The organism is Pseudomonas sp. P9_2, assembly GCF_034008255.1.
Classification (GTDB): Bacteria; Pseudomonadota; Gammaproteobacteria; order Pseudomonadales; family Pseudomonadaceae; genus Aquipseudomonas; species Aquipseudomonas synxantha_A.
Map to the genome: position 1 here is coordinate 5,220,718 of NZ_CP125376.1, position 24,725 is coordinate 5,245,442.

Annotated in this window: 18 protein-coding genes; 10 read left to right on the forward strand and 8 right to left on the reverse strand. The window is 61.2% G+C overall.

Going from position 1 to position 24,725, the window contains the following annotated elements:
- Window positions 1–17 precede the first annotated feature (17 nt).
- The 3 genes from QMK52_RS23130 to QMK52_RS23140 form a co-directional block, all read right to left on the reverse strand.
- Window positions 18–1,856, reverse strand: a complete 1,839-nt coding sequence (locus tag QMK52_RS23130; RefSeq protein ID WP_005787664.1) for an amidohydrolase — start codon at window positions 1,854–1,856, stop codon at window positions 18–20.
- Window positions 1,853–2,443, reverse strand: coding sequence for an antibiotic biosynthesis monooxygenase (locus QMK52_RS23135; RefSeq protein ID WP_005787663.1), 591 nt, complete (start codon window positions 2,441–2,443; stop codon window positions 1,853–1,855). Before QMK52_RS23135 ends, QMK52_RS23130 begins: the two co-directional genes overlap by 4 nt.
- 124 nt (window positions 2,444–2,567) lie before the next feature.
- Window positions 2,568–3,473, reverse strand: coding sequence for a LysR family transcriptional regulator (locus tag QMK52_RS23140; RefSeq protein ID WP_005787661.1), 906 nt, complete (start codon window positions 3,471–3,473; stop codon window positions 2,568–2,570).
- A gap of 203 nt (window positions 3,474–3,676) precedes the next feature.
- On the opposite strand from QMK52_RS23140, the gene QMK52_RS23145 reads away from it, so the two are divergent.
- Window positions 3,677–4,075: a helix-turn-helix domain-containing protein gene (locus QMK52_RS23145; RefSeq protein ID WP_005787660.1), complete on the forward strand. Its 399-nt coding sequence runs from the start codon at window positions 3,677–3,679 to the stop codon at window positions 4,073–4,075.
- Window positions 4,076–4,133: 58 nt separating this feature from the next.
- Window positions 4,134–6,905: an ATP-binding protein gene (locus QMK52_RS23150; RefSeq protein WP_005787658.1), complete on the forward strand. Its 2,772-nt coding sequence runs from the start codon at window positions 4,134–4,136 to the stop codon at window positions 6,903–6,905.
- Here the strand turns inward: QMK52_RS23150 and QMK52_RS23155 are convergent.
- Both QMK52_RS23155 and QMK52_RS23160 read right to left on the reverse strand, forming a co-directional pair.
- Window positions 6,852–8,357 carry a winged helix-turn-helix domain-containing protein gene (locus QMK52_RS23155; protein WP_320403482.1) on the reverse strand — a complete coding sequence of 502 codons (1,506 nt, stop codon included), beginning with the start codon at window positions 8,355–8,357 and terminating at the stop codon, window positions 6,852–6,854. The two genes, QMK52_RS23150 and QMK52_RS23155, sit on opposite strands and share 54 nt — an antisense overlap.
- 95 nt (window positions 8,358–8,452) lie before the next feature.
- On the reverse strand, window positions 8,453–9,403 hold the full coding sequence (locus QMK52_RS23160; RefSeq protein ID WP_005787655.1) for a GlxA family transcriptional regulator: 951 nt from the start codon (window positions 9,401–9,403) through the stop codon (window positions 8,453–8,455).
- Window positions 9,404–9,584: 181 nt separating this feature from the next.
- Between QMK52_RS23160 and QMK52_RS23165 the strand changes: the two genes are divergently transcribed.
- On the forward strand, window positions 9,585–10,307 hold the full coding sequence (locus QMK52_RS23165) for a pirin family protein (protein WP_005787654.1): 723 nt from the start codon (window positions 9,585–9,587) through the stop codon (window positions 10,305–10,307).
- A gap of 145 nt (window positions 10,308–10,452) precedes the next feature.
- Window positions 10,453–10,839 (forward strand): hypothetical protein, encoded by a 387-nt coding sequence (locus QMK52_RS23170; protein WP_194440538.1) that lies wholly within the window; start codon window positions 10,453–10,455, stop codon window positions 10,837–10,839.
- A 128-nt stretch (window positions 10,840–10,967) separates the two neighbouring features.
- On the opposite strand, the gene QMK52_RS23175 is transcribed toward QMK52_RS23170, so the two are convergent.
- The gene (locus tag QMK52_RS23175) at window positions 10,968–11,927 is read right to left on the reverse strand and encodes a GlxA family transcriptional regulator (RefSeq protein ID WP_194440537.1); all 960 of its coding nucleotides are present in this window, start codon (window positions 11,925–11,927) and stop codon (window positions 10,968–10,970) included.
- 109 nt (window positions 11,928–12,036) lie between these two features.
- On the opposite strand from QMK52_RS23175, the gene QMK52_RS23180 reads away from it, so the two are divergent.
- Both QMK52_RS23180 and QMK52_RS23185 read left to right on the forward strand, forming a co-directional pair.
- Window positions 12,037–12,579, forward strand: a complete 543-nt coding sequence (locus tag QMK52_RS23180; protein ID WP_320403483.1) for an acyl-CoA thioesterase — start codon at window positions 12,037–12,039, stop codon at window positions 12,577–12,579.
- 175 nt (window positions 12,580–12,754) lie between these two features.
- A complete protein-coding gene (locus QMK52_RS23185; RefSeq protein WP_320403484.1) occupies window positions 12,755–16,531 on the forward strand; it encodes a hypothetical protein in 3,777 nt (1,258 codons plus the stop codon).
- Here QMK52_RS23185 and QMK52_RS23190 read toward each other — a convergent pair.
- Window positions 16,528–18,156 (reverse strand): hypothetical protein, encoded by a 1,629-nt coding sequence (locus QMK52_RS23190; RefSeq protein ID WP_005787647.1) that lies wholly within the window; start codon window positions 18,154–18,156, stop codon window positions 16,528–16,530. The two genes, QMK52_RS23185 and QMK52_RS23190, sit on opposite strands and share 4 nt — an antisense overlap.
- A 142-nt stretch (window positions 18,157–18,298) precedes the next feature.
- On the opposite strand from QMK52_RS23190, the gene pvdM reads away from it, so the two are divergent.
- Genes pvdM through QMK52_RS23205 form a run of 3 tightly spaced genes read left to right on the forward strand, consistent with a single transcriptional unit; the run spans window position 18,299 to window position 21,836 of the window.
- Window positions 18,299–19,648 carry a pyoverdine-tailoring dipeptidase-like protein PvdM gene (gene pvdM / locus QMK52_RS23195; protein WP_005787645.1) on the forward strand — a complete coding sequence of 450 codons (1,350 nt, stop codon included), beginning with the start codon at window positions 18,299–18,301 and terminating at the stop codon, window positions 19,646–19,648.
- An 18-nt stretch (window positions 19,649–19,666) separates the two neighbouring features.
- Window positions 19,667–20,935, forward strand: coding sequence for an aminotransferase class V-fold PLP-dependent enzyme (locus QMK52_RS23200; protein ID WP_320403485.1), 1,269 nt, complete (start codon window positions 19,667–19,669; stop codon window positions 20,933–20,935).
- 28 nt (window positions 20,936–20,963) lie between these two features.
- Window positions 20,964–21,836, forward strand: a complete 873-nt coding sequence (locus QMK52_RS23205) for a formylglycine-generating enzyme family protein (protein WP_005787642.1) — start codon at window positions 20,964–20,966, stop codon at window positions 21,834–21,836.
- 121 nt (window positions 21,837–21,957) lie between these two features.
- On the opposite strand, the gene QMK52_RS23210 is transcribed toward QMK52_RS23205, so the two are convergent.
- Window positions 21,958–22,785, reverse strand: coding sequence for a formyltransferase family protein (locus QMK52_RS23210; RefSeq protein ID WP_005787640.1), 828 nt, complete (start codon window positions 22,783–22,785; stop codon window positions 21,958–21,960).
- Window positions 22,786–22,987: 202 nt separating this feature from the next.
- Here QMK52_RS23210 and QMK52_RS23215 point away from each other — a divergent pair, with 202 nt between their 5' ends.
- Window positions 22,988–24,640 (forward strand): cyclic peptide export ABC transporter, encoded by a 1,653-nt coding sequence (locus QMK52_RS23215; RefSeq protein WP_320403486.1) that lies wholly within the window; start codon window positions 22,988–22,990, stop codon window positions 24,638–24,640.
- Window positions 24,641–24,725: the final 85 nt, after the last annotated feature.

Here is a 24,725-nt window from a genome sequence, read left to right on the forward strand (position 1 = left end):
CTCCTTGGGTTTCTGGATTAAAAGGCAAAGCATGAGCAGCCAAACGCACCCCAGAAGCCCTGGAAGTCGCTGACCGGCACGCTGGAAAGACGGGCTTTTTCATGGCTGTGGGCGTGCACGCCGCACGGGCCGCTGCACTGATGTACCTGCGCCTGCATCGGCGAAGTCGGGCGCCAGTGCCCCGGCACCTTGGCCACCGGCGACCAGTCCGGCAGCACCGGCACGCGCGGCGGTGCGTAATCTTCGAAGTCGCCAGTGCCGTAGACGACCTTGCCGCCGACCACGGTGAGTACCGACTCGATCCACTTGATGGCCTCTTCATCGACACTGAAAAAGTCCGCCGACAGCGCTGCGACATCGGCCAACTGACCGACCTTGATCTGGCCTTTCTTGCCCTGCTCGGACGAGAACCAGGCGCTGCCGTGGGTAAACAACTCCAGCGCGGTAAGGCGCGGCAAGCCCTCGGCATGCAGCTCCAGGCCGCCGACCGTGCGCCCGCTGACCATCCAGTACAACGAGGTCCAGGGGTTATAGCTGGAGACCCGCGTGGCATCGGTGCCCGCCCCTACCGGCACGCCTTCGGCCAACATGCGCTTGATCGGTGGCGTGGCTTCGGCGGCCTTGGCGCCATAGCGCTCGACAAAGTACTCACCCTGGAACGCCATGCGATCCTGGATCGCAATACCACCGCCGAGGGCGCGCACCCGTTCGATGTTTTTCGGGGTGATGGTTTCGGCGTGGTCGAAGAACCACGGCAGGCCATTGAACGGAATGTCACGGTTGACCTTCTCGAACACGTCGAGCATACGCGAGATGGATTCGTCGTAAGTGGCGTGCAGGCGGAACGGCCAGCGCTGTTCCACCAGGTGGCGCACCACCGGTTCCAGCTCCTGTTCCATGGTCAGCGGCAGGTCCGGACGTGGTTCGAGGAAGTCTTCGAAGTCCGCAGCGGAGAACACCAGCATCTCCCCGGCACCGTTGTGGCGCAGGTAGTCGTCGCCCTGATGCAGGGTCACGCTGCCGGTCCAGTTCTTGAAGTCGCTGAGTTCTTCCTTCGGCTTCTGGGTGAACAGGTTGTAGGCGATGCGCACCGTCAACTGCTGGTCCTTGGCCAGTTGCTCGATCACCGCGTAATCGTCCGGGTAGTTCTGGAAACCACCGCCGGCATCGATAGCGCTGGTCAGGCCCAGGCGATTGAGTTCGCGCATGAATTGGCGGGTGGAGTTGACCTGGTATTCCAGCGGCAGTTTTGGGCCTTTGGCCAAGGTCGAATACAAAATCATCGCGTTGGGCCGCGCCACCAGCATCCCGGTGGGGTTGCCGTTGCTGTCACGTACGATCTCGCCGCCCGGTGGGTTCGGCGTGTCCTTGGTGTAGCCGGCCACGCGCAGCGCCGCACGGTTGAGCAAGGCGCGGTCGTACAGGTGCAGCACGAACACCGGGGTATCCGGCGCGGCCTGGTTGAGTTCTTCCAGGGTGGGCATACGTTTTTCGGCGAACTGGAATTCGTTCCAGCCGCCGACCACGCGTACCCATTGCGGTGTGGGCGTGCGATCGGCCTGGTCCTTGAGCATGCGCAAGGCATCGGCCAGGGACGGCACGCCCTCCCAGCGCAGTTCGAGGTTGTAGTTCAGCCCGCCACGGATCAGGTGCAGGTGCGAGTCGTTGAGGCCGGGGATGACGGTGCGGCCCTTGAGGTCGATCACCTGGGTGCCACTGCCGCGCAGGGCCATGGCCTCGCCGTCAGTGCCGACAGCGACGAAGCGCCCGTCGCGAATGGCGACGGCGCTGGCGCGTGGGTTTTCCCGGTCCACGGTGTGGAACTGGCCATTGAACAGAATCAGATCGGCGTTCATAGGGTTTCCTTTACAGAGGCTTCAAGCCAGGGAGCGAACAAGCGGGTGGCTGCCGGCATCAGCAGGTACACCACCAACAGCACGATGGTGAGGGTGACCAAAAAGGTCGAAACCACGTAGTTGGACAAAAACGGATGCAGCCGCAGGATCGGCCCCCAGATAATGGGCAGCAGCAAGGTTTGCGGCAGGATCACAAACAGGCTCACCACCGCCTGCTTCCAGCGCGGTGGCTTGGCGGCGCCGTCGGCCTGAGGGGCGAACCAGAACTCATTGGCGCCGCCGATTTCAGTCTGGTCGCCGTCAGCCAGCATCGGCGCGGCTTCGTCGATCAGGGCCTGGCGTTGTGGGGAGTCGAGCCACAGTTCCAGGGCATCGGTGGAGCTATAGCGCAATACGCAGGTGAACAGGGCCGTGCCGTTTTGCTGGCTGCGCACCACGTCGACGCCCAGGTGGCCGGGGCGTTCGCCAGCGATACGCACGATGCGGCGTAGCCAGGCTTCGTACTCGGTTTCACGGCCGGGCTTGACCCGGTGCTTGACGACCAGCGTGACGACTTCGTCAGAGCTGGTTTTAGGTGTTGGGTCCATGATTGGGTGACTCCCCCGCAGGATTGAGCGATGGGAGGAGTTTGCCGGGCCGGGGGTACTGGGAATTGGATGTATGTGCTGTCTGGGTTTCTGTGGGAGGAGATCACCGACAGTCACTTGGCATTCAGTTCGCCGCCATATGCTCGGCAATCCGCCCGCGTAGCCAGCGCTCCGCCGGATCATTGTCATGCACCCCGCTCCAGACCATCGACAGTTCCGCCGCATCAATCGCAAACGGCGGATCCTCGGCCCGCAAGCGGGTGCCTTCGGTCAACGCGCACGCTGCGTAGTCCGGCACGGTCGCGATGATCTGCGTTCCCGCCAGCAACGCGCGCAACCCGCTGAACTGCGGCACCGCCAGCACCACCCGCCGCGAGCGGCCGATGCGCGCCAGGTCCAGGTCGATATTGCCGCTCAGGTCACCCGAGAATGACACCATCGCATGGGGCCTGGCGCAGTAGTCATCCAGGCTCAGCGGCGCCTCACCGTCATCCCCGCGCAACACCTTGCAGGGAATATCCCGCAGTTTCTTGCGCTTGGCATTGGCCGGCAGTTCGGTGGTGTAGCTCACCCCGACCGAAATTTCACCGCTGGCCAGCAGCGATGACATCAACAGGTAATTGGCCCGGCGCACCACCACGATGATGCCCGGGGCCTCTTCGCGCAGTTGGCTGAGCAACGCGGGAAACAGCCCGAACTCGGCGTCATCGGACAGGCCAATGCGAAACACCGCGCAACTGGTGGAAGGGTCGAAATCCTTGGCGCGGCTGACGGCGCCGGAGATGGTGTCCATGGCCGGTTGCAGCTCCTTGAGTATTGCCACCGCCCGTGGCGTGGGCTCCATACCGCGACCGTTGCGCAGCAACAACGGGTCGTCGAACAAATCGCGCAGACGGCCCAGCGCCGCGCTGACCGCCGGTTGGCCCATGAAGAGCTTCTCGGCAACCCGGGTCAGGTTTTTTTCGAACATCAGGGCCTCGAAAATCACCAGCAGGTTCATATCGACGCGACGCAGGTCGTTGCGGTTCATGGCGGTATCCAGACAATTTGCAGAGGGCAAGCAAAGCATGTCCCGCACGCCTGCGATTGCATAGCCGTGCTGTCTTTTATGCGACGGCACCTGGCGAAATTAACAACGATTAACTCGTCAGCCAGGCGGCTCGGCAACAAGATAAGCCGCGTCTACACTGCATCCATTCACGGGAACGCTCCCATCGACTGCGGATATTTGTCATGGCCCGACTTGAGCAATATGCCCCTCGTTTGTCCGCCACCGGTGGCCTGTGCCCCCGGCGCGAGCGCATCGCAAAGCAATTGATCCTCGCCAACCTCGGCGAAAGCCTGGCCATCGCCGACCTGGCCCAGGCCTGCGCCTTGTCGCGCAGCCATTTCTCCCGCGCCTTCAAATGCACCACCGGGGTGTCGCCCCAGGAATGGATTCGCCAGCAGCGGATTCTGCGGGCCAAGGAATTGATCACCGGTTCGTCCCTGAGCCTCACGCAAATCAGCCTGGAATGTGGATTCTGCGACCAGGCGCACTTCTGCCATATGTTCACGCGCAGCGAAGGCGTGAACCCGATGACCTGGCGAAATCACCACTCGCGCTCCAAGCCTGCCGTGATCGCCGCCTAGTGGTCTTGACGCAGCTGGAATATGCTGGCCCAACCCCTACTCCAGAACCTGGGCAACCATGACAGACCTGAGCGACCAGGCCGTGCACTTCGGCCCCTACTGCATCCACCCGCGCCAGCGCCTGGTGCTGGAGGCCGGTCGCCCGTTGCGCCTGGGGCGGCGGGCGGTGGATATCCTGCTGATCCTGCTGGAGCAGGCCGGCAATGTGGTAAGCAAGCAGGAGCTGATCGCGCGGGTCTGGCCCACCAGCGTGGTGGAAGACGGCAACCTGCGGGTACACATGGCGGCGCTGCGCAAGGCGCTGGGTGACGGCCAGGCCGGGCAGCGCTATATCGTCACAGTCGCCCAGCGCGGCTACAGCTTTGTTGCGCCACTGAGCATCGAACCGATGACGCTACCCACCGACGGCGCCCCCCAGCGCCCGCGCCATAACCTGCCGCTGCGACGCACGCGAATGATCGGCCGCCAGGCCCTGATCGACGCGCTGGTGCAGCAACTGCCGCAGCAACGCTTCATCACCCTGACCGGCGCCGGTGGCATCGGCAAGACCACCGTGGCCCTGCGTGTCGCCGAATTGCTGATCGGGCATTACCGCGATGGGATTCATCTGCTGGACCTGGCGCCGCTGAGCGCCGCGTCAATGATCCTGCCCAATCTCGCCGCCCTGCTCGGCCTCACTCCCGGCGAAAATGCGCCACTGGTCAGCTTCGCCCGCAGCCTGCAGGCGCGTCAGATGCTGCTGGTGATCGATAATTGCGAGCACCTGCTCGACGACATTGCCCTGATCAGCGAAACCCTGTTGCGCCATGCGCCGCACCTGCACATTCTCAGCACCAGCCGCGAAGCCCTGCGCGCCGAGGGTGAACATGTACAACGCCTCGAACCGCTGGCCTGCCCGCCCGCCACCGGCAACCGTGCCCAGGCCCTGGGTTACCCGGCCATGCAGTTGCTGATCGAGCGGGCGATGTCTCATCAGGACAGCTTTGCCCTCAGCGAAGCCGAACTGCCGTTGGCAATCGATATTTGTCAGCGCCTGGACGGCATTCCCCTGGCGATCGAACTGGTCGCCGCGCAGATCGAACGCTTTGGCTTGCAGGGGCTGCTGGTGCAGATGGAGGACAACTTCCGTCTGCTGACCCGCGGGCGACGCAGTGCCCTGCCCCGCCAGCAAACCCTGCGAGCTACGCTCGACTGGAGTTTTGATTTGCTCACCGAATGCGAAAAAATCTGCCTGCGCCGGCTCGCGGTGTTTCGCGGTGGTTTCAGCCTGGTCAGCGCGGCGGCGGTGATCGCCGGGGAAAACATTGCCCCGGCCCAGGTGCTGGGCTCCATCACGCAACTGGTGGCCAAGTCGCTGTTGAATGTGGAAGCCAGCGATGACGAGGTGGTTTATCGCCTGCTGGATATTACCCGCACCTATGCCCTGGAAAAGCTCAGCCAGGCCGGCGAGCTGCACGCCACTCGCGAACGCCACGCCGCCAGGTGCCTGGCGCTGATGGAACAGGCGCAAGGCGACTGGGAACTGATCGCCACGCAGCCCTGGATCGACCGTTACGCACCGCTGCGCGAGGACGTGCGCGCCGCACTCGACTGGAGCTTTACCGAGGAAAACGAGCACCTGTTGGCCATTCGCCTGACGGTCAGTGCGATGCCGCTGTGGCAGGAGCTGTCGTTACTGCGCGAGCACGGCGGTTATGTGCACAAGGCGCTGGCGCTGATTGATCAGGTCAAGGCCCCTTGCACCCAATTGACCCTGCAATTGCAGTTGGCCTTGGGCAGTCTCTCGTACCATGCCTTGGGCCCCGCGCCCCAGACCGTCGCAGCCTTCGTGGGTGCCGCACGCCTGGCCGAAATGAATCAGGACCTGGCCGGCCAGTTGCGTGCGGTCTCAGGCCATATGGCCGTGAACCTGTGTGCCGGACGCTATGCCGAGGCGCTGGAGCAAAGCGTACAGTTCGAGCGCCTCGACCCGCGCACCGAACCGCTGCTGGACCTCAGCGTCCAACGCTTGCGCGCGCTGGGCCAGCACTACATGGGCAATCAGCCGCTTGCTCGTCACCATGCCGAGCAGGTGCTGCAGCGCATGACCCACAGCGGCCACGTGAACCGCTTCGCCCATGGCGTTGGCGTGCAATACGACCAGAACGTCGCATCCCTGACCGTCCTGGCGAGGATCCTGTGGCTACAGGGCTTTCCCGAGCGCGCCTGGCGCACGGCCAGCCAGGCACTGGAACTGGCACTGCAGATCAATCACGGCACGTCGATCTGCTACACCCTGGCGTTGGCCGGCGTGGTAATCGCCCGCTACAACGGCGCCGAAGACGACGCACACGCGTTGCAAACGCTGCTGCTGGAGCAATCCCACAAGCATTCAGTGCAACTGTTCCAGACCTGGGCCGGGCATTACGCCGGCATCCTGGGTGACAACCATTTGCAGGGTTTGGGACTGATCGAGGATACCTTGATCACACTCGGCTCCCGTGAAGCCGACGCGGCCGCCGTCGAAAGGGCACGCAGTGGCGCTGCCGGCTGGTGCGCCACGGAAATCCTGCGGGTGCGCGCCGAACAGTTGGCGCGTCAAGGTGATATGCGCGTCGCTGAAGACCTCTTGCTCCAGGCCCTTGGCCTGGCGCGCCAGCAAGGCGCGCTCGCCTGGGAGCTGCGATGTGCGCACTCCCTGGCGCAACTGTGGCAACAGCAAGGGCGCAGCCTGGCTGCCAGGAACCTGCTGAGCCCGATCCACGCGCAATTTACCGAAGGCTTCGCCACCCAGGACTTAATGCGCGTGCGCGGCCTGCTCGACCAGTTGCAAGACAAACGGCCGGCCTGAACACGCATCCAGGCAGTCTCCATAACCTTGCTGCAACCGCTGCACCTGGCTCGGATCACGCAGTTGCGCCAAAGCATAGCTGCGCACGCAGTTGAGCAACCGGTAGCGCCGCGGGCCAAGCCCAGGCTCGATGACCAGCAGCGAGGTATTGACCAGACGCGCCAACAGATAAGTCAGGTCGGCGTGCTCAAGCTCGGTACCGCGTACCATCTCACTCAACGTGGGCAAGGTCACCGCCATCTTGAACAAGCCCAACTGCAAGAACAGCCAGCACTGCGGCAGGCTCAGACGCGCGTAGCTCCAATCCAGGGCAGCGGTCAATGAGCGATGGTGCTCTACCGCTGTGCGGCGACCGCGCGTCAGCCCCTGCAGGCCGCTGCGCAACTGCTGCTGCACTGCGCCGATGCCCAGCGCATCGACCTGGGCGGCCGCCAGTTCGAGGGCCAATGGGATACCGTCCAGGCGTCGACAAATATCGCGCAACGGCGCCAGGTCCTGCGGCCGCAATACAAAATCCTGCTGACTGGCGCGGGCGCGGGCGACAAACAGCTGCACCGCGGCACACTCCATGGCCTGCTCGACACTACGGCACGCCGACGGTGAAGGCAGTGCCAGCGCAGGTACACGCAACACCCACTCGCCGGGCGCCAGCAAGGGTTCGCGGCTGCTGATCAGGATACTCACCTCGGGCGCTCTTTCGCGCAGTGCGCGCACCAGCTTTCGACAGGCGCCGAGCAACAGGTCGGCACCGTCGAGCACCAGTAGCAGTTGGTGCGAGGCCAACTGGCGAGACACCTCATCGAGGCTGTAAGTGGGCTTGAACTGCATGACCGTGGCAACGCTGGCAAGCAGTTCGCCAAGGGTTTGCACCTGGGTCAGGTCGAGCCACCACACCCCGTCGCGATAGCGCGGCAACACGCGCTCGGCCAGGACCAGGGCCAGCGTACTTTTGCCGACGCCGGCCACACCGGTGAGGGTGAGCAAGCGTTGCCCGGACAAGCGCCGCGCCAGCAGGCTCACCAGCTCTTCGCGACCGAACACCGGGCTGAGCCGGGCAGCCAGGTTATGCGCGGCCGGCAGCGTCGGCACAGTGGCTTGCACGGGGCCGACGAAGCAATAACCACGCTGGGGGTGATTGAGGATCAGGCGTTGTCCGTCCAGCGCCCGACGCAACGCGGCAATATGCACGCGCAGGTTATTGTCTTCGACGACGCTGTTGGGCCAGACCCGCTCGATCAAGGTGGCCTTGCTGATGAAGTGCCCCGGCGCTTCCAGCAGTACCGCAAGAATATCCAACGCCCGCCCGCCCAACGGCACCGGCCAGCCAGACTTGCTGACCAGGCGCTGTTGCCGATGAAAGGTGTAGGGGCCGAAGCTCAGCGTCTCAGAATCTTGCATGTCCGTAACTGCGCTGAAACACCCGTGCTTGAGTGCCTGCGCATCCTTTTCCATGGGCTCGGCCCTATCTTGCCAGCTAGCGATGACAGGACAATGCTGGCACGGGGAGCGATACGGACAATCGAGTGCCTCAGACGGACATTGTGTCGTTAACTGAACTGTTGTCGGTATTGGGTCGGGTTCAGGCCCAGTTTTTCACTGAACAGAAAGCGCATATGCCGCACGCTGCCGAAGCCTGCGTGAAACGCCACGGTCTTGAGCGGCAGGTCGGTGGTTTCCAGCAGTTGCCGGGCACGGTCGATGCGCGCGCCCTGCAAGAACGCCATGGGCGTCATCTGCACGTCCTTGGCGAACAGCCGCGCAAAATGGCGTGCACTCATGCCGGCCAGTTCGGCCATGGACTCGATGGTAAACGGCTGCTCAAGATGCGCCAGCACGTGGTTCTGCACGCGGGTGATCGCGGTTTCCTGGGGCGCTACCGCAGCCGTCATGGGGCTGAACTGGGCCTGGCCACCCTGGCGCTTCATCACCACCAGCAAGACTTTGGCCACGTCCACCGCCACTTGCTTGCCATGGTCCTGGGCAACCACCGACAGGGCCAGGTCGATACCCGCAGTGACGCCGCCGGAGGTAATCAGGCGCCCGTCCTGCAAGTAGATCCGGTCGGTCTCGACGATGGCCTTGGGAAAAGCCTTGATCAAGCGCTCGGTGTAGTGCCAGTGGGTGGTCACGCGGTGCGCGTCGAGCAAACCTGCATGGCCGAGCACAAAGGCCCCGGTGCAGATCGAGCCGAAGCGCCGGGCACGCGGCGCGGCGGCCTTCAGCCAAGGCAGCAACGCGGGATGGCATTCGTTATAGGCACCTGGGCCACCCGGCACCAGCAACAGGTCATAAGCCGCCTGGGCCTGTTCCAACAGCAGATCGGTCTGGACCACCACACCATTGGATGCCCGCAACGGACCAGGCTCAGTGCCAATGGTCAGGATCTGGTAGTGATCGGCCGCCGGCAGGTAGCGGTTGGCAATCGAAAACACTTCAAGCGGCCCGGCCATGTCGAGCAGCAGGAAGTCCGGAAACAGCGCCATGGCCACGGTTTTCATAAGCGGGAAATGTCCATCGAGAAGAAGTGCGACGGGCATTATGGCACGACTTTTACTGTCAACTTGAGGTTGACAGTTATTCTATTTTCATCTTCTTAATCAATCATTCGTTAACCATTAACCTTCTTCTCAACCCAAGCGCCCTGCATCTCGCAGCCCGCGCTCACTTGAGGACTGGACCATGCTGACCCTTCGCAAAGCTTCCGAACGCGGCGCCGCCAATCACGGTTGGTTGAAGTCGTTCCACACCTTCTCTTTCGCCAACTACTGGAACCCCAAGGAGCAGGGGTTTTCCGACCTGCTGGTGATCAATGATGACCGTGTCGCCGCGGGTAAAGGCTTCGGCCAGCACCCCCACCGCGACATGGAGATCTTCTCCTATGTGCTTGAAGGCGCACTGGAGCACAAGGACACCCTGGGCACCGGTTCGGTGATTCGCCCCGGCGATGTGCAACTGATGAGCGCCGGCAGCGGCGTGGCCCACAGCGAGTTCAACCACAGCCAGCGCCTTGGTGTGCATTTCCTGCAAATCTGGATCGTGCCCAACGAAGCCGGCGCCAAGCCACGCTATCAGCAGGAGCACTTCAGTGAAGCGCAAAAACGTGGGCGCTTGCAGTTGATCATCTCGCCGGACGGCGCCAACGGTTCGCTGAAAGTGCGCCAGGACGCACGGGTGTATGCCGGGCTGTTCGACGCTGACGAAAGTACCCGCCTGGAGCTGGCACCGGATCGCTACGCCTACGTCCATGTGGCACGCGGCAGCGTTGAACTCAATGGTCAGCGCTTGCAGGAAGGCGACGGTGTGCGAGTGCGCGACGAGCGCCAGATCCGCCTGAGCCATGGCGAAGACGCCGAGGTGCTGGTGTTTGACCTGCGCCCCAACGAACTGCCGCAGATGCCATGACGGCCACAGTGATGGCCCCGTAGGCGGGACCATCGCTGGCATCGATAGTCACCATCAGCGCAATGAAGTTCTCTTAAAACATGCAGCGCGTAACATCAAACCCATGCCAAACGGCACCCAACCAAAGCACTCGGAGCACACCATCATGAAACGCCAAATCCTGCTTAGCCTCGCTTTCTCGGTACTCGCTGCAAACGCTTTTGCCCACCCGGTAGTCGCTGAAGGCGGTGCCGACCGCCTGATGGAAACTCGTGTCGCCGAAGGTGGCGCGGATCGCTTGCAGGAACGTGGCCTGGCCGAAGGTGGTGCTGACCGCTTGCAGGAACGTGGCTTGGCCGAAGGTGGTGCTGACCGCTTGCAGGAACGTGGCTTGGCCGAAGGTGGTGCTGACCGCTTGCAGGAACGTGGCTTGGCCGAAGGTGGTGCTGACCGCTTGCAGGAACGTGGCTTGGCCGAAGGTGGTGCTGACCGCTTGCAGGAACGTGGCTTGGCCGAAGGTGGTGCCGAGCGTCTGCTGAGCTCCCACGTATAACCCCGCGCTGTTTGCGGGAGCCCCCAAACCGGCCTGATCAGCCGGTTTTTTTTCGTCTGCGATTTGCTCGGCTGTCAGGTCGCCTCCGGGGGAAGTCGAATCGTCGCACCGCCCCTTCCACATTTGGGTCAGCCCTGGACGATCAGGAATTTCTTGCGATACGCCGCCGGCAACATACCCACCCGCTGCTGAAACAGGCGTCGAAACGAATTGCTGTCTTCATAGCCAACGGCATAGGTAATGCTGTCGAGCGTCATGCGCGTTGACTCAAGCATCTGCTTGGCCCGTTCCAGACGCAGAGTTTGCAGGTAGCCGATTGGCGTATGACCGGTGGCGTCCTTGAAGCGGCGCTTGAAATTACGCACGCCAAAGCCGAAGCGCCGGGCCACCTCGTCGATCACCAATGACTCGGTAAAGTGCTGCTCCAACCAGTGCTGTACGCGCAGAATCTCGCTATCCCCGTGGCTTTTGGGCAACGACCACATGGCATACACCGACTGTTCGGTGCGCCCGGTATCGATCAGCAAATATTTGCCGCAGGTATAAGCCAGTTCCGCAGAGCCGAAGCGGCGGATCAGGTGCAGCATCAAATCCATCGCCGCCGTGGCGCCACCGCAGGTAATCAAGCGGTTTTCTTCGCAGAGGATCTGCCCCTCATCCAGGCAGACCTGGGCATAGCGACGACGGAAGAACTCGGTAAACGCCCAATGGGTGGTGGCGCGCAAGCCCTGCAACAGGCCCGTTTCGGCCAAGAGAAACGCGGCCGTGCACATCGAGGCCAGCACTGCGCCACGACCGTGCAGCTCACGCAACCAAGGGCCGTAAGCGGCAAACGTCGGCAAGACTTCCTTGAGGGTAAACAGAAAGCCTGGGATCAATACCAGGTCGGTCCGGGCCACCTGCGCCACGCTGCAATCCACCTCCAGGCGCTGGCCGCCCCATGTCACCACCGCCTGCCCATCCAGGGAAGCCAGCACCACCTCAAAGCACGGGCTATCCGCAAACAGGTTGGCCGCACTGAGTACTTCCATGGCGAGGGTGGCATTGGCAGCGGAACATCGGTCAGCCAGAAGCAAGGTAATGTGCATTTAAAAACCAGTTTGCGCTTTTCGCATGAAATAAGTCATTTGCGCACCTACCTTATCCGATTCCTCACCTTTACAGTGCGGTCATTGTTCAACTGTCTGGCGTCTTTTCATGAATCTCTGGTTTCGATTACTGCACATGCTGTTGCGCCGCCCCTGGCGCAAACCGGTCCACGGCCTGGCCACTACGGTGGTGCGCATGAGGGTTTGGCCGTTGGACCTGGATCTGAACCGGCATGTCACCAATGGTCGCTATTTCACCCTGGCAGATGTGGCGCGCATGGATTTTGTGCTGCGCACGGGTGCCTTTCGCGTGGCGCTGCGCCACAAGGCAGTGCCGATCGTGGGCGATACCTGGGGCAAGTTTCGTCGCGAGTTGAAACTGTTCGAGGTATTTGAAGTGCACACCCGAATGCTCGGCTGGGACCACAAGTGGAGCCTGATGGAGCACCGCTTCGTCAGCCATGGCCGAGTGATCGGCGTGGTGGTGATCCGTGGAGTGTTCCGCAGCGCCAAGGGCAACGTGCCGCCGTCGGATTTCGTGCGCGAACTGGGTCTGGAAGAAACGTCGCCACCTATGCCCCAATGGCTCAGTGACTGGGCGCGCAGTTGCGATCAGATGAGTGTGCAATTACGGGAACAAGAGCAAGCGTGAAGGCTGTTTAGCCCACAGGGGGTAATACGACCGCGTGTCGCTATTAGTCACACTCCATTCTCTGCCGGAGGGGAACCCTGGTGCCCCTTTCCTTCACCCAACTCGGCGTCTGAAGCTCAAGCGTACACCTTAGGAAACTTGCCTATTTGCTATTCGACTTACAGGTCCGCCATCCATGCTCAACCCGACTACACACGCCGAATCACACTGGTACAACAGACCCTTCCATACCCCCAAGCCTGATAGGCCGCCCCACCAGGCACCCGCAATCGAACCGGCAACCACCTTCCCTGCCGTCGACTCCGAGAAGCGTGCCATTGCGCCGAAAACCTTTAAGCAAGGGTTCGGCGACAGGCATGACCTGCAGCTGCTGGCAACGAAACTCGCAGCCATCGCGCCACAATTGGATGTAAACACCACGCCTCAAGCAATACTTGTCACCTTAAGAGCACCACTGGATATTCATCCTGACTCATCGTTTCCTATGCGCCCCAGTGAAGGGGCGACACTGGAGAGCTTTATCAGGGCCAAGGGTTGGTCGATACCGACCACCAAGCTTTCGCTGATTGAGCTGATAAATACGGTAAAACAGAAAGCCCTGGCGCAACCACTGGGGGATTTTGGTGGAGCGTTGTCATGGTCAACTCCCCTGAGCCAGGCTGAACAGAGTCGACTGCGCATTATCTCCATGAGGTCAGATTACCAGAACGCCCTGGAGGCTTTGCTGGCCGAGCACCCACTGCCCACTGAGGTACACAGTGATCCCGCCCAGGCGCTGGAGGCCTTGCTTAACGGTGCCGCTGGGCAAACGCTGGGCAAATACCTGCAGGAGCAGTCCGGCGGTATTGCCACGGCCAACAGCGCCACGGACTACCTGATGGCCGCCATTCACCTGCAATTGGACCCAGAATCCATCACCGCACCTCACCGCCATAAAGTGGCGGGATTCGATCTGGCGCACGAGAACCACTGGGGTAAACCTGCTTCCTCGGTCCTGGATGCATTGAGCAAGTACCTGATCGACAGCGCCAGGATCAGCCCTGCGCTGTCCAAAGTCGGCGCGTATGCATTACTGGCCAGGAAAGCGCCTGTCTATCTGATCAAGGACATCCCAGCCACTGTAAGGCCTGGCAGCCCCGCCTGGCTGAACCTGGTGATTGCTGCGGCAGCCATTGAAGCCGGTACGCCGGGAAAAGTCCCGAACATGACCTACGTCCAGGTGATGCAGGAAGGTGAACGTGCCAGGCTGGCGCAACCTGAGGCGGCTGAGCGAGCGCGCACGGCCGCACTGGTAGATTGGGGGGTTTGCCATAACGTGATTGCACGCAAGGACGACACGCAATACAGCCTGCAGGAACTCGAAAGCCTGAAAACCACCTTCACACAACGCCAGCAGGACATGCTCGCCGCGTCCCGAGCACTGGATATGGAACTCCCTACTCGCGAAAAAATGGCCATGGCCGTGCTGGTAGAACGATATGGCGATCTGGGCGATCTGTTCAGACAAAAGCTGATAAAGACCACCAACACGCCGCGCACAGGGCAGAACAAGGCTCATACATGGCTCTATGGCCGTCACTCGATGCTGGACATCGCAATGATGGATCTGAGATTGCCCTACCTGTTTGAATCGGCGGACAAACGTGTACCGATAAAAGACCTGAACGCCCGCTACCGGTTTGATGTGAGCGGCAACTTCGAAAAGCGCTTTGAGGAAACGATCAAGCAGAAAAAAGTCGCCCTTGGCACGACCGTCAAACACCTGATCGCTCAATTGCCCCTGGAAGACCGCAAGAACTTCGAGTACGGCAAAATTACGTATTATCGAAACTCCTCCACTGAGTTGGGCTTCTGGAGCAAGTCCAACCCCGTCTATGAAAAAAACCTGCTGGTAAAAATTGAACGTAACGGCCAAACCACTGGCTACTGTATTGACCTTACCCAAGGCGCAATCGTGCCCGTTGAAAGGTGGGCGGTTAAAGAGCGCGAGTCCAGGGATGCTGGAAATGTGGAGCTCAAGACCAACGTGTTCGTACCCACGAGCGTCAGTGCCAGCCACGCAAGCGAACGCACGACTGGCGCAGCTATGGATAGTTTTGCCACCACGCGCACTCAACACATCGCCGATGCCTTCGTCGAGCATTTCAATCTCGACGACCCGGACATAGAGAAATACGCCAGAGGCCAAACAACCCAGGACCTGGCCAATGAGAAAGCCAATCAGGTGAACGATTTCTTCATGAATTTGATTCCTTTCCGCTCGGCAATTGAAAACTTTAAAAAAGGCAACACTCTTGAGGGCGGGTTTGACTTGGCCCTGGATGTATTCGGCTTTCTGACAGCCGGCGCGGCTACCATCGGCAAACTGACCAACGTTGCTGCAAGCGCCGCATCCCTTGTGACCAAAGTCGCACGGACCGGCAAAGTCATCGGCATGGTCACATTGAGCAACTTCAACCCTTTGGACGGGTTGGCTGACCTGGCCGTTGGCGGTACAAACCTGATCAGCAAAGGGCTGAACAGGACCACGGCGTGGCTTGCCAACATACGTGCCACGGATAAAAGCCATGATTGGTTGAAAACTATCAGCCAGGAACATGGCAGCGCTTTGCTGGGTTCGGTCAAAGCCAGCGGGCGCACCCTTGAAAGTGTGGCGGTATACAAAAACAATCAGTGGCATCACTACGACCCCATCACCCGCCAACCCTACGGCGCACCGATCAAGGACTTCACCCCTAAGCTGCTGGCAACCCAGGGTGAGATCAAAGGCACCTTCGACGAGTGGATCACGAGCTGGTTCAACCCGACAAAACCCATACCGGAAGCCTTCAACGATGCCGTTGCCGACGCCAGGTCAACCGCCGCAGGTGGGGCTGCGTTCCATCAGGGGTACAGTACGGTCGACCCGACCAGCCTTGCTGGTTATTCCCCGGATCTGGGGGTCACACAATTGAAAAAACTGGCCACGGATTCCACGGCTTCACCCAGCGTACTGGGCAGCTTGTCCAGGCGCATTGACGAACTGGAGGCACTGCCAGGCAGAGTCAAAGCACTCTACGAAACGCTCATTCCGCCCAGGAATTTATCGCCCGGCAACCTCCCAACCGCCCAACAAATGCAGTTTGAAGAGGCGCTTGCCAGGGGCAACCCTGCGGGGATCGAGGGTTTCTCACCGACGATGAAAAAGCATCAATTGCGCGAGTTGATATTGACCCCTGGGCTAACCCCTGCAGAAGTCGGGGCGCTGTTCAAGCACCTGCAAAATCAGACGATTGAGACTAGCCTTGCGTTCAGCAAAAAATTCAGTGACGACATGACCGCTGCCGGCGCAACAGTCGTCTCCATGCCGCAAGGCTATTACCTGAGTCAGGTCAACCTGCCATCCGATGGCGATTGTGCCGCGCTGTCCAATGCCATGGCATTGGCTATTCTCGATGACAAGCAAGACACGCTGATCAAAAACTTCTTCATCAGTATGGCGCACCCCAAGCACCCCAACACGGAAGCATTCCGCAACAGCCTGGAGAGGTATCAAAACACGCTCAGAGACGACTTTCATTCCGGGCAACTGACCCACAACGCCACGCACGAGATGATCATCGCGGACTTGGCAAAGGCCACCACGTCCAAAGCCTTGCTCATCAGCAATCCAAAGCACGGCGTCACGGCCGGAGTGAAAGTCGTGGATGGCCAAAAAACCTGGTTCTTTTACGATCCCAACCTCGGGCTCGCCAAATTCCCCAATGAGGCGTCTATGCGCAGCGGCATGGAACGCGCGCTCAATAGTGGGCAGACCAGCCACTTGTTCCAGCCGCTCAGAAGGGCTGATGGTTACACCGTGTCCGACTTCAACGAGTTGTACCTGATGAGCAAGACGGGTAGCCCTCTAAGTGTCAGCGGCCTGTATAGAGCGGAGATAAAGCTGGAACAGGACGCTGCCAATGGCGTTTAAAGCTTGGGCGTGACCTTCAAATGCCGCGCGTACCAAGGCCGCCGCGGTACGCGTTTGAACAAGCCCTTGAGCAGGTCCTCATCGGCGCCGAAGGTAATACGCAGGGCCAGTTTCATGATTTCCGGGTCCATTTCCATCGAGCGACCCTGCTGCAAGCCCGGCGTGGTGCTGCAACCGTGGGTGTCCGGGCCCAGCCAGGGGTCGCCCACTTCAACCCAACGGCCCGGCGCAAACCAGGCCACACCGTTGACTTCAAGGCGACGCACTTCGCCCGGGTTGAAACGCTCGTGGGCGCGGAACCAGTCTTCGATACGGTCATCAATCCAGCCGTGGAAGTGCCAGAACACCGGATTGACGTGGGATGAAAACGGATCGCCAAGGAAGTCATTCTCCGGCGCATACCAGCGTGCCGAGAAGTCTGCTGGGTCACGGGCGAACGGCACCGGTGCGCCGTTGGACGGGTCACGGGGCACCGAGGCCCAGCGCATGTGCAGCCAGTCGTGCAGGCCCAGTTCCATCTCCGAGCCCAACTGGCCCAGGGTCATCCTGGCCAGGTAGCGCGGGTCGCGGTATTGGGATTCCCAGACCTGGAAGTTGCTGTGGTAGGTCTCGGCCGCCTTGATATCGCTGACCCACTGGGTGTAGTCGGCGTCGTCCGGCGCCGACCAACAGGGCGGCAGCGCGAAGCCGTCGTGGTTGTCGAAGTAGCGCACAAAGCCCAGGCGATCACGCTCCAGCGCCGGTTGCGGCGCGGGGAATTGCGGCCACGACGGCAGGTCTTGCATGGAGCGCGCAGTACCGAGCATATGCCGGTGCATGAAGAAGAAGTCGATGCCCGAGCCATTGCGATCCTTGCGTTTGCCGCGGGCATCGCGCTCCTGACCACGGGGCCCCGGTTGCCAGCCGATGCCACGCAGGGCCTCGCGTTTTTCTTCGGAGAGCTTGTGCCACTGGTCACGCGTGGCGTGCCACAGTTGGTGAAACAGGCGGTGTTCGGGAGAAATCAGCCAGGCCAGCAAGGTGGGATTCAGACCGATGCGTTGCCGTGCCTCGGGGAACAGCTGTTTGTGCGCAATGAAACGGTTGTCGCGCTCGGTCAACGCCAGGGGCCGCTCGAGGTCGAGGATTTGCCCGCTGAGCGTGGCGCTGCCGGCATTGCCGAAGTCGGCCCAGACTTCATCCAGGGTCATCTTGAACTCATAGGCCGGCACACCGCCGACTGAGTCGCGGTCGATCAACCGCCAATAGAGCACGGCGCCCTCGCCCGTCAGCAGGTCGCCCAAGACTCGATAGCGTGGCTCGCCGTCGGCGCGCAGGTTCTCGGCGGTATCCAGGTAACCCCGCAGCCCACGGCCACGAGGGGCGATGTCGAGCAGCAGCTCCAGGCCGTGCAACGGCAAACCCGCAAGGCCGGCATCGCGCCCTGCCAGGCGCAGGCTCCAGACGCCGCGCAGGGTGTTCGCCAGGTGCTGGCCCTGGGTGTCGGCCAGGTCCACCGTGGCTTCGCCGGGGGTGATGGGGAATTCTTCTTCCCGCGTCAGCTCGCGATGGGCATAAAAGGCCGCCGGCACGGCCGCGCCGGTCAGCGCCAGGCCTGCGATGAACCCACGTCGAGAGATTGTCATTGGCTACCTTAGGAAACGGCTTGATCAGAGCTAGAACGTTTGCAGCCCGCTGAAATTTACCGTCGCGCCAGCGCTGCCTAAATTTCCCCCGCCAGTGCTCGTTCTTCCCTGATAGCAAAGGCCGCAACTGACTGAGATGGCAATGACAAAATCACGTTCGAAAAAGGCGTTGTATATCGGCCTGCCGTTGGCCCTGGCTATCGGCGCCGGGGCCGGCTTTCTGGTCTGGGACCAATGGTTCAAGGGCAACGCCGGCTACCCGCTGGAGGTGATAAAGCAGGCCAATGAAATGCAGGATCGCCTGTTGTCGTTCGACAGCCACATCACCCTGCCCCTGGATTTCGGCACGGCGGGCAATGAAGCCGACAAGGATGGCAGCGGCCAGTTCGACCTGGCCAAGGCGGCGCGGGGCCGATTGTCGGGTGCCGCACTGACGATCTTCGGCTGGCCGGAGATCTGGAACGGCGACAACGCCCCGCACAAGCCCACCGACGGTTTTGTCGAAGAGGCCCGCCACGAGCAGGAGGTGCGCTACAAGATCATCTCCGGCATGGTGCGCGACTTTCCCAACCAGGTGGGCATCGCCTACACCCCGGACGATATGCGGCGCCTGCACGGCGAAGGCAAGTTCGCGATCTTTATCAGTATGCTCAACGCCTACCCGCTGGGCAACGACCTCAACCAGCTGGACCTGTGGGCCGCACGCGGCATGCGCATGTTCGGGTTCAGCTACATCGGCAATAACGCCTGGTCCGACTCGTCGCGCCCACTACCGTTTTTCAATGACTCCCCCGACGCCCTTGAAGGCCTGTCGCCGATCGGCCAGCAGGCGGTGCATCGCCTGAATGACCTGGGCGTGATCATCGATGTATCGCAAATGTCGACCAAGGCCCTGGAACAAGTCGCGCAGTTGAGCCGCACGCCGATGGTGGCATCCCACTCGGCGCCTCGGGCGTCGGTGGATATCCCGCGCAACCTCAGCGACAAAGAACTGCAACTGATCAAGAACAGCGGCGGCGTGGTGCAGGTGGTGGGCTTCCCCGCGTACCTGCGCCCCTTGAGCCAGCCGACCCAGGACAAGCTCAACACCCTGCGCGCACGCTTCGACCTGCCACCACTGCCCAACCTGGCCATGGCCTTGATGCCCGGCGATGCAATCATTGCCGCCTGGCCCGAGCAACGCTTCGGCGAGTATGCCAGCGCGCTGTACGCCATCCTTGAAGAAGAACCCAAGGCCACCCTCAAGGACCTGGGAGACGCCATCGACTACACCGTGCGCAAGATCGGCATCGATCACGTCGGCATCGCCTCGGACTTCAACGACGGCGGCGGTTTGCAGGGCTGGGAGAACGTTGGCGAAGTACGCAACGTCACCGCCGAATTGATCCAGCGCGGCTACTCCGAAGCCGATATTGCCAAACTGTGGGGCGGCAACTTCCTGCGGGTGTGGGACCAGGTACAAAAAGCCGCCAAACCATTGGCCAATCGCTAACCAGCACGAAGTAAGTCCATGACCGACCGCCGTACATTTCTCAAGCAAGCCGGCGTCTTTGCCGCGAGCCTGCCACTGGGCGCCGCACTGCTGCCCGAGGCACTGGCAGCCTCTACAAACGACCCATGGACGGGACTCAAACAGCTGTTCAACCAGGACCCGGACTACCTGCACTTTTCCAACTTCCTGGTGGCCTCGCACCCCAAGCCGGTGCGCGAAGCCATTGAACGCTACCGCCAGCAGATCGATCGCAACCCCGGGCTGGCCATGGACTGGGACCTGCAGGAGACCTGGAAGCGCGAAGGCCAGGTACGCGAGTGGGCCGCCCGCTATTTGAAAGCCAAACCCGCGCAGATCGCCCTCACCGGTAGCACGTCCGAAGGGCTGGCGATGATTTATGGCGGGATCAAGGTGCGCGCCGACCAGGAAATCCTCACCACCGTGCACGAGCACTATGCCACCGAGTTCAGCCTGGATTTCAGAGTGCGCAAAGAGCAGACCCAGGTTCGTAAAATACGCCTGTTCGAAAATGCCAATCGGGTATCGGCCGATGAAGTGCTGAGCAATATCCAGCGCAATATCCGCCCCAACACTCGCGTATTGGGCATGACGTGGGTGCAGTCGGGCAGCGGCGTGAAATTGCCCATCGGCGAGATCGGCAAGCTGGTGGACGAACACAACCGCAACCGCGACGAGCCGGACCGCATTCTCTATGTGGTCGACGGCGTGCACGGCTTCGGCGTCGAGAACCTCGACTTCCCGGACATGCACTGCGACTTCTTTATATCAGGCACCCACAAGTGGATGTTCGGCCCGCGCGGCACCGGCCTGGTGTGCGCCCGCGAGACCGAAAACAAATACGTCACACCGATGATACCGACCTTCTCGGAAGACAAGGACTTCGCCACGACCATGACACCCGGCGGCTACCACGCCTTCGAACATCGCTGGGCCGCCGACGAAGCCTTCAAGTTGCACCTGCAGTTGGGCAAGGCGCCGGTACAGGCACGCATCCATGCGCTCAATACCGAACTGAAAGACCAGTTGCTGGCTCACTCGCAGATCGAACTGGTCACACCACGCAGCCCCGAGCTGTCGGCGGGCTTCACCTTCTTTCGGGTCAAGGGCCAGGACAGCGATGCAGTTGCGGCCCACCTGATGAAAAACCGCGTGGTGGTGGACGCGGTAGACCGTGACGTCGGCCCGGTCATTCGTACCTCGCCCGGCCTGCTCAACAACTCAGCCGAGATCCAGCGCTTCATGACCTTGCTGAGCCAGCGGTTATGACCTTTTTCCCTTTGAACGAGATGCCCACATGACTCCATCCCGACTCAAACCCCTGACCGCCCTGGCACTCACCGCCCTGTGTGGGGCCCTGCTGCCCAACCTTGCCCAGGCTGCCGCCCCGCAGCCGGGCAAGGTCTTCAAGGACTGCAAGGACTGCCCCGAGATGGTGGTGCTACCCGCCGGCACCTTCACCATGGGCACCCCGGACGATGAAGTGGGGCGCGAGCCCGATGAAGGCCCGATGCATGAAGTGACCTTCGCCAAGCCGTTCGCCATGAGCCGTTTCCACATCACCGCCGGCGAATGGGACAGTTACGTGCGCCAGACCGGCGTGAAGATCGCCAACGGCGACGACCGCCCCGGCCGCGAATGTATCGCCAGCAAGCCACGCTACCCCCAGGGCCCACGCCAGCCGGCAGTGTGCATGGACATGGACGACATCAAGCAATACGTGAGTTGGTTGTCGAAGAAGACCGGGCACACGTACCACATGGTCAGCGAAGCCCAGCGTGAATACGCCGCGCGCGCCGGTACCACCGGACCGTTCCCCTTCCCGTTCGACGAGGGCAAGGGCTACAGCATCGCCAAGCACGCCAACACCTACGGCCCGGCGGACGGCTATAGCTATTCGTCGCCGGTCGGCAGCTACCCGCCGAATGCGTTCGGGATGTATGACATGCACGGCAATGTGTATGAGCGGGTAGCCGATTGCGAGCACCCGAACTACATCGGCGCACCGACTGATGGCAGTGCGTGGGTAGAGCCGAACTGTGAGGCTTACCAGATTCGCGGCAATGACTGGGGTGAGGCGCCGGTGTTTTCGCGTTCGGGCAATCGCAACAACATCTATCCGCAGACACGCGGCGACTGGATTGGCTTTCGGGTAGTGCGCGAGCTCTAAATTGTGGGAGGGGGCTTGCTCCCGATAGCGGTGTGTCAGTCACCCATGCATTGACTGACATGCCCTCATCGGGAGCGAGCCCCCTCCCACATTTAGATCCCATGCATCAGCAAGATTGTGCTCAGCCTTGCTTGGCCAACAGCTCCAAGCCTTCGTGCAGCGCCGGGAACAGGCTGTTATTGAAGTTGTTCCAGCGCAGTTCGAGGATGGTGTCCTCGGGCGAAATCTCTGTCTTGAGCACGTCGTGGAACACTTCACCGGAGTCGATACCGTTATCCACGTAATGGAACGATGCCCCGGTCAGGTACAGCGGCTCGCACGGCTGCGTCTGCCTGGTCGCCCAATCTACAACCGCTTGCCCACGCGCGCCGTACAGCGCATTCCAGGTGGCGTAGGCCCCACGGCGCTCGTAAGGCGATTCGATGCGGGTGATGCCCGGATGAATGTTCATGATGCGCCGCGCAAACGGCGCGCCCGGACGCACCAGTTCATCGAGGATCACCAGCAAACCGTCAAGCACCACGATGTCGGCCTTCAACTCCACCAGGGTGTCATGCAGGCGCCGCTCGAAATCCTGCTTGCCGGCGATATGTTCGGCGCTGCCCCGTGGCAGCCGGCGATAGGTGGATGGCACGCTCAGCAGCAGGTCATTGACCAACTTGCCCTGCACGCGCAAATCCGCCGGGTACAACCACTGGCGGCCCGGCTTGTAGGCGAAGCCATAGTCCGCGACCAACTGCTGGTCGCGCGGGTTTTGCTCATCGTCGTCATACACCACGCCCACCAGGTTGTAGACCTCGCCCAGCGGCGTGTCGTTGAGCGAGCCCACCAGAAACTCCAGCACCGACTTCATGTAGCGCTCGTGGTCCTTATAGGCCACCGGCTGCCCGGCCTTGTCGGCAGCGGCATTTCTCAGGGACCAGACATACACCAGGTTCTTTTTCGTCATTTGTTTCGCTCTCGCTGAAAGGGCCACGCACAGCGTCGATACGCGTGCGCCTACACAACAAGAACGAACCAGGCCCCAGGCAATTTATCGCTCACTGCCACCGCCTGGCGCACCGAGCTAAATAGTCACGCCGATGCTTCGTTTGTCATGGGTAAGGGTCTGTGTGCCCAGCCCCCTCTTTTTCATTTCCCGGGAAGTATTTATGACCGACCCCAAGCGCGGCGCCTTCAAAGGTTTGCTCGCATTGCTCCGGCCCTTTCGCACCATTGTGACGGTCTCCGTCGCCCTCGGTATGGTCGGCGGCCTGGCCATCACCCTGCTGCTGGCAACCATCAACAATGCTCTGCATTCCGAGGGTGGCATGACACAGGGTGTGGTCCTGACCTTTGCCGCCTTGTGCGTGGTGGCGCTTATCAGTTCGATCATTTCCGACATCGGCACCAACTATGTCGGGCAACGGATCATTGCCGCCCTGCGCAAGGATCTGGGTGAAAAGGTGCTGTCAGCTCCGATCGGACAGATCGAGCAGTATCGCTCCCACCGCCTGATCCCGGTGCTGACCCACGACGTGGACACCATCAGCGATTTTTCCTTTGCCTTCACACCCCTGGCCATCGCCGCCACCGTTACCCTGGGTTGCCTCGGTTACCTGGCTTACCTGTCGGTGCCGATGTTTCTGATGATGGTGGTCGCGATCATTGTCGGTAGCGCCGTGCAGTTCATTGCCGGCGGCAAAGGCATCCAGGGCTTCGACCTGGCCCGCAGCCACGAGGATGAATTGCAGCGCTATTACAATGCGATTGCCTCCGGCGCGAAGGAATTGCGCATGCACCGCCCGCGGCGGTTTCGCATGAACACCCATCGCATCCAGGAAACCGCTGACTGCATCAGCGACATCCAGGTGCGCTCGGTCAATATTTATATTCTGGCCAAGACCTTCGGCTCGATGCTGTTCTTCGTGGTCATCGGCCTGGCTTTGGCGATGCAGGCGTACAACCCCAACCCTGACCCTACGGTGATTACTGGCTTCGTGCTGGTGCTGTTGTACATGAAGGGGCCGCTGGAGCACCTGCTGGGTTACTTGCCGGTCGTGGGCAAGGCCAAGATTGCCTTTGGGCGCATCAGCGAACTGTCGGAGCGTTTTTCTTCGCCCGAGCCCCACTTGTTGATGGACGACAGTGAAGCGCCAAAGCCGCTGGTCAACAGCCTTGAACTGCGTGGCGTCAGCTACAGCCCACCAGCGGTAGAAGGCAGCCAGCCGTTCCATCTGGGGCCGATCAACCTCAGCATCAAGCAAGGCGATATCGTATTTATCGTCGGCGAAAACGGTAGCGGCAAGACCACCTTGATCAAGCTGCTGCTGGGCCTGTATCCCCCTCAGGCTGGCGAGATTGTGCTCAACGGCACAGCGGTGACCGACCCTGAACGCGACGATTATCGGCAGTTGTTCACTACGGTGTTTTCTGACTACTACCTGTTCGACGATTTGGTACAAGGCAGCGCCGCCCAGTCCCTGGACAGCGCGACCAAATACCTGGAACGCCTGGAAATCGCGCACAAGGTCAGCGTCAAGGATGGCGTGTTCAGCACCACCGACCTGTCCACCGGCCAGCGCAAACGCCTGGCCCTGGTCAATGCCTGGCTGGAGGAGCGCCCGGTACTGGTGTTCGACGAATGGGCTGCCGACCAGGACCCGGCCTTTCGCCGCATCTTCTACACCGAGCTACTGCCGGACCTCAAACGCCTGGGCAAGACCATCATCGTGATCAGCCATGACGACCGTTACTTCGACATTGCCGACCAATTGGTGCGCCTGCGCGCCGGCCAGGTGGTGCATGAAATGGAGCCTGCATGATGCGTCGGAATATTTTTTCCGGTTTTGCGAAGTAGGAACGTCTCACTAGTGGTAATGAGAACTAACCTCAATAAACACTTATAAT

Bases quoted from the DNA above. Each gene is read 5' to 3' on its own strand.
- QMK52_RS23180 (WP_320403483.1), top strand. From the start codon at position 12,037: ATGAATCTCTGGTTTCGATTACTGCACATGCTGTTGCGCCGCCCCTGG.
- QMK52_RS23200 (WP_320403485.1), top strand. From the start codon at position 19,667: ATGACCGACCGCCGTACATTTCTCAAGCAAGCCGGCGTCTTTGCCGCG.
- QMK52_RS23145 (WP_005787660.1), top strand. From the start codon at position 3,677: ATGGCCCGACTTGAGCAATATGCCCCTCGTTTGTCCGCCACCGGTGGC.
- QMK52_RS23165 (WP_005787654.1), top strand. From the start codon at position 9,585: ATGCTGACCCTTCGCAAAGCTTCCGAACGCGGCGCCGCCAATCACGGT.
- QMK52_RS23185 (WP_320403484.1), top strand. From the start codon at position 12,755: ATGCTCAACCCGACTACACACGCCGAATCACACTGGTACAACAGACCC.
- QMK52_RS23150 (WP_005787658.1), top strand. From the start codon at position 4,134: ATGACAGACCTGAGCGACCAGGCCGTGCACTTCGGCCCCTACTGCATC.
- QMK52_RS23170 (WP_194440538.1), top strand. From the start codon at position 10,453: ATGAAACGCCAAATCCTGCTTAGCCTCGCTTTCTCGGTACTCGCTGCA.
- QMK52_RS23190 (WP_005787647.1), bottom strand. From the start codon at position 18,156: ATGACAATCTCTCGACGTGGGTTCATCGCAGGCCTGGCGCTGACCGGC.
- QMK52_RS23205 (WP_005787642.1), top strand. From the start codon at position 20,964: ATGACTCCATCCCGACTCAAACCCCTGACCGCCCTGGCACTCACCGCC.
- QMK52_RS23215 (WP_320403486.1), top strand. From the start codon at position 22,988: ATGACCGACCCCAAGCGCGGCGCCTTCAAAGGTTTGCTCGCATTGCTC.
- QMK52_RS23135 (WP_005787663.1), bottom strand. From the start codon at position 2,443: ATGGACCCAACACCTAAAACCAGCTCTGACGAAGTCGTCACGCTGGTC.
- QMK52_RS23160 (WP_005787655.1), bottom strand. From the start codon at position 9,403: ATGAAAACCGTGGCCATGGCGCTGTTTCCGGACTTCCTGCTGCTCGAC.
- QMK52_RS23140 (WP_005787661.1), bottom strand. From the start codon at position 3,473: ATGAACCGCAACGACCTGCGTCGCGTCGATATGAACCTGCTGGTGATT.
- pvdM (WP_005787645.1), top strand. From the start codon at position 18,299: ATGACAAAATCACGTTCGAAAAAGGCGTTGTATATCGGCCTGCCGTTG.
- QMK52_RS23155 (WP_320403482.1), bottom strand. From the start codon at position 8,357: ATGGAAAAGGATGCGCAGGCACTCAAGCACGGGTGTTTCAGCGCAGTT.
- QMK52_RS23175 (WP_194440537.1), bottom strand. From the start codon at position 11,927: ATGCACATTACCTTGCTTCTGGCTGACCGATGTTCCGCTGCCAATGCC.
- QMK52_RS23130 (WP_005787664.1), bottom strand. From the start codon at position 1,856: ATGAACGCCGATCTGATTCTGTTCAATGGCCAGTTCCACACCGTGGAC.
- QMK52_RS23210 (WP_005787640.1), bottom strand. From the start codon at position 22,785: ATGACGAAAAAGAACCTGGTGTATGTCTGGTCCCTGAGAAATGCCGCT.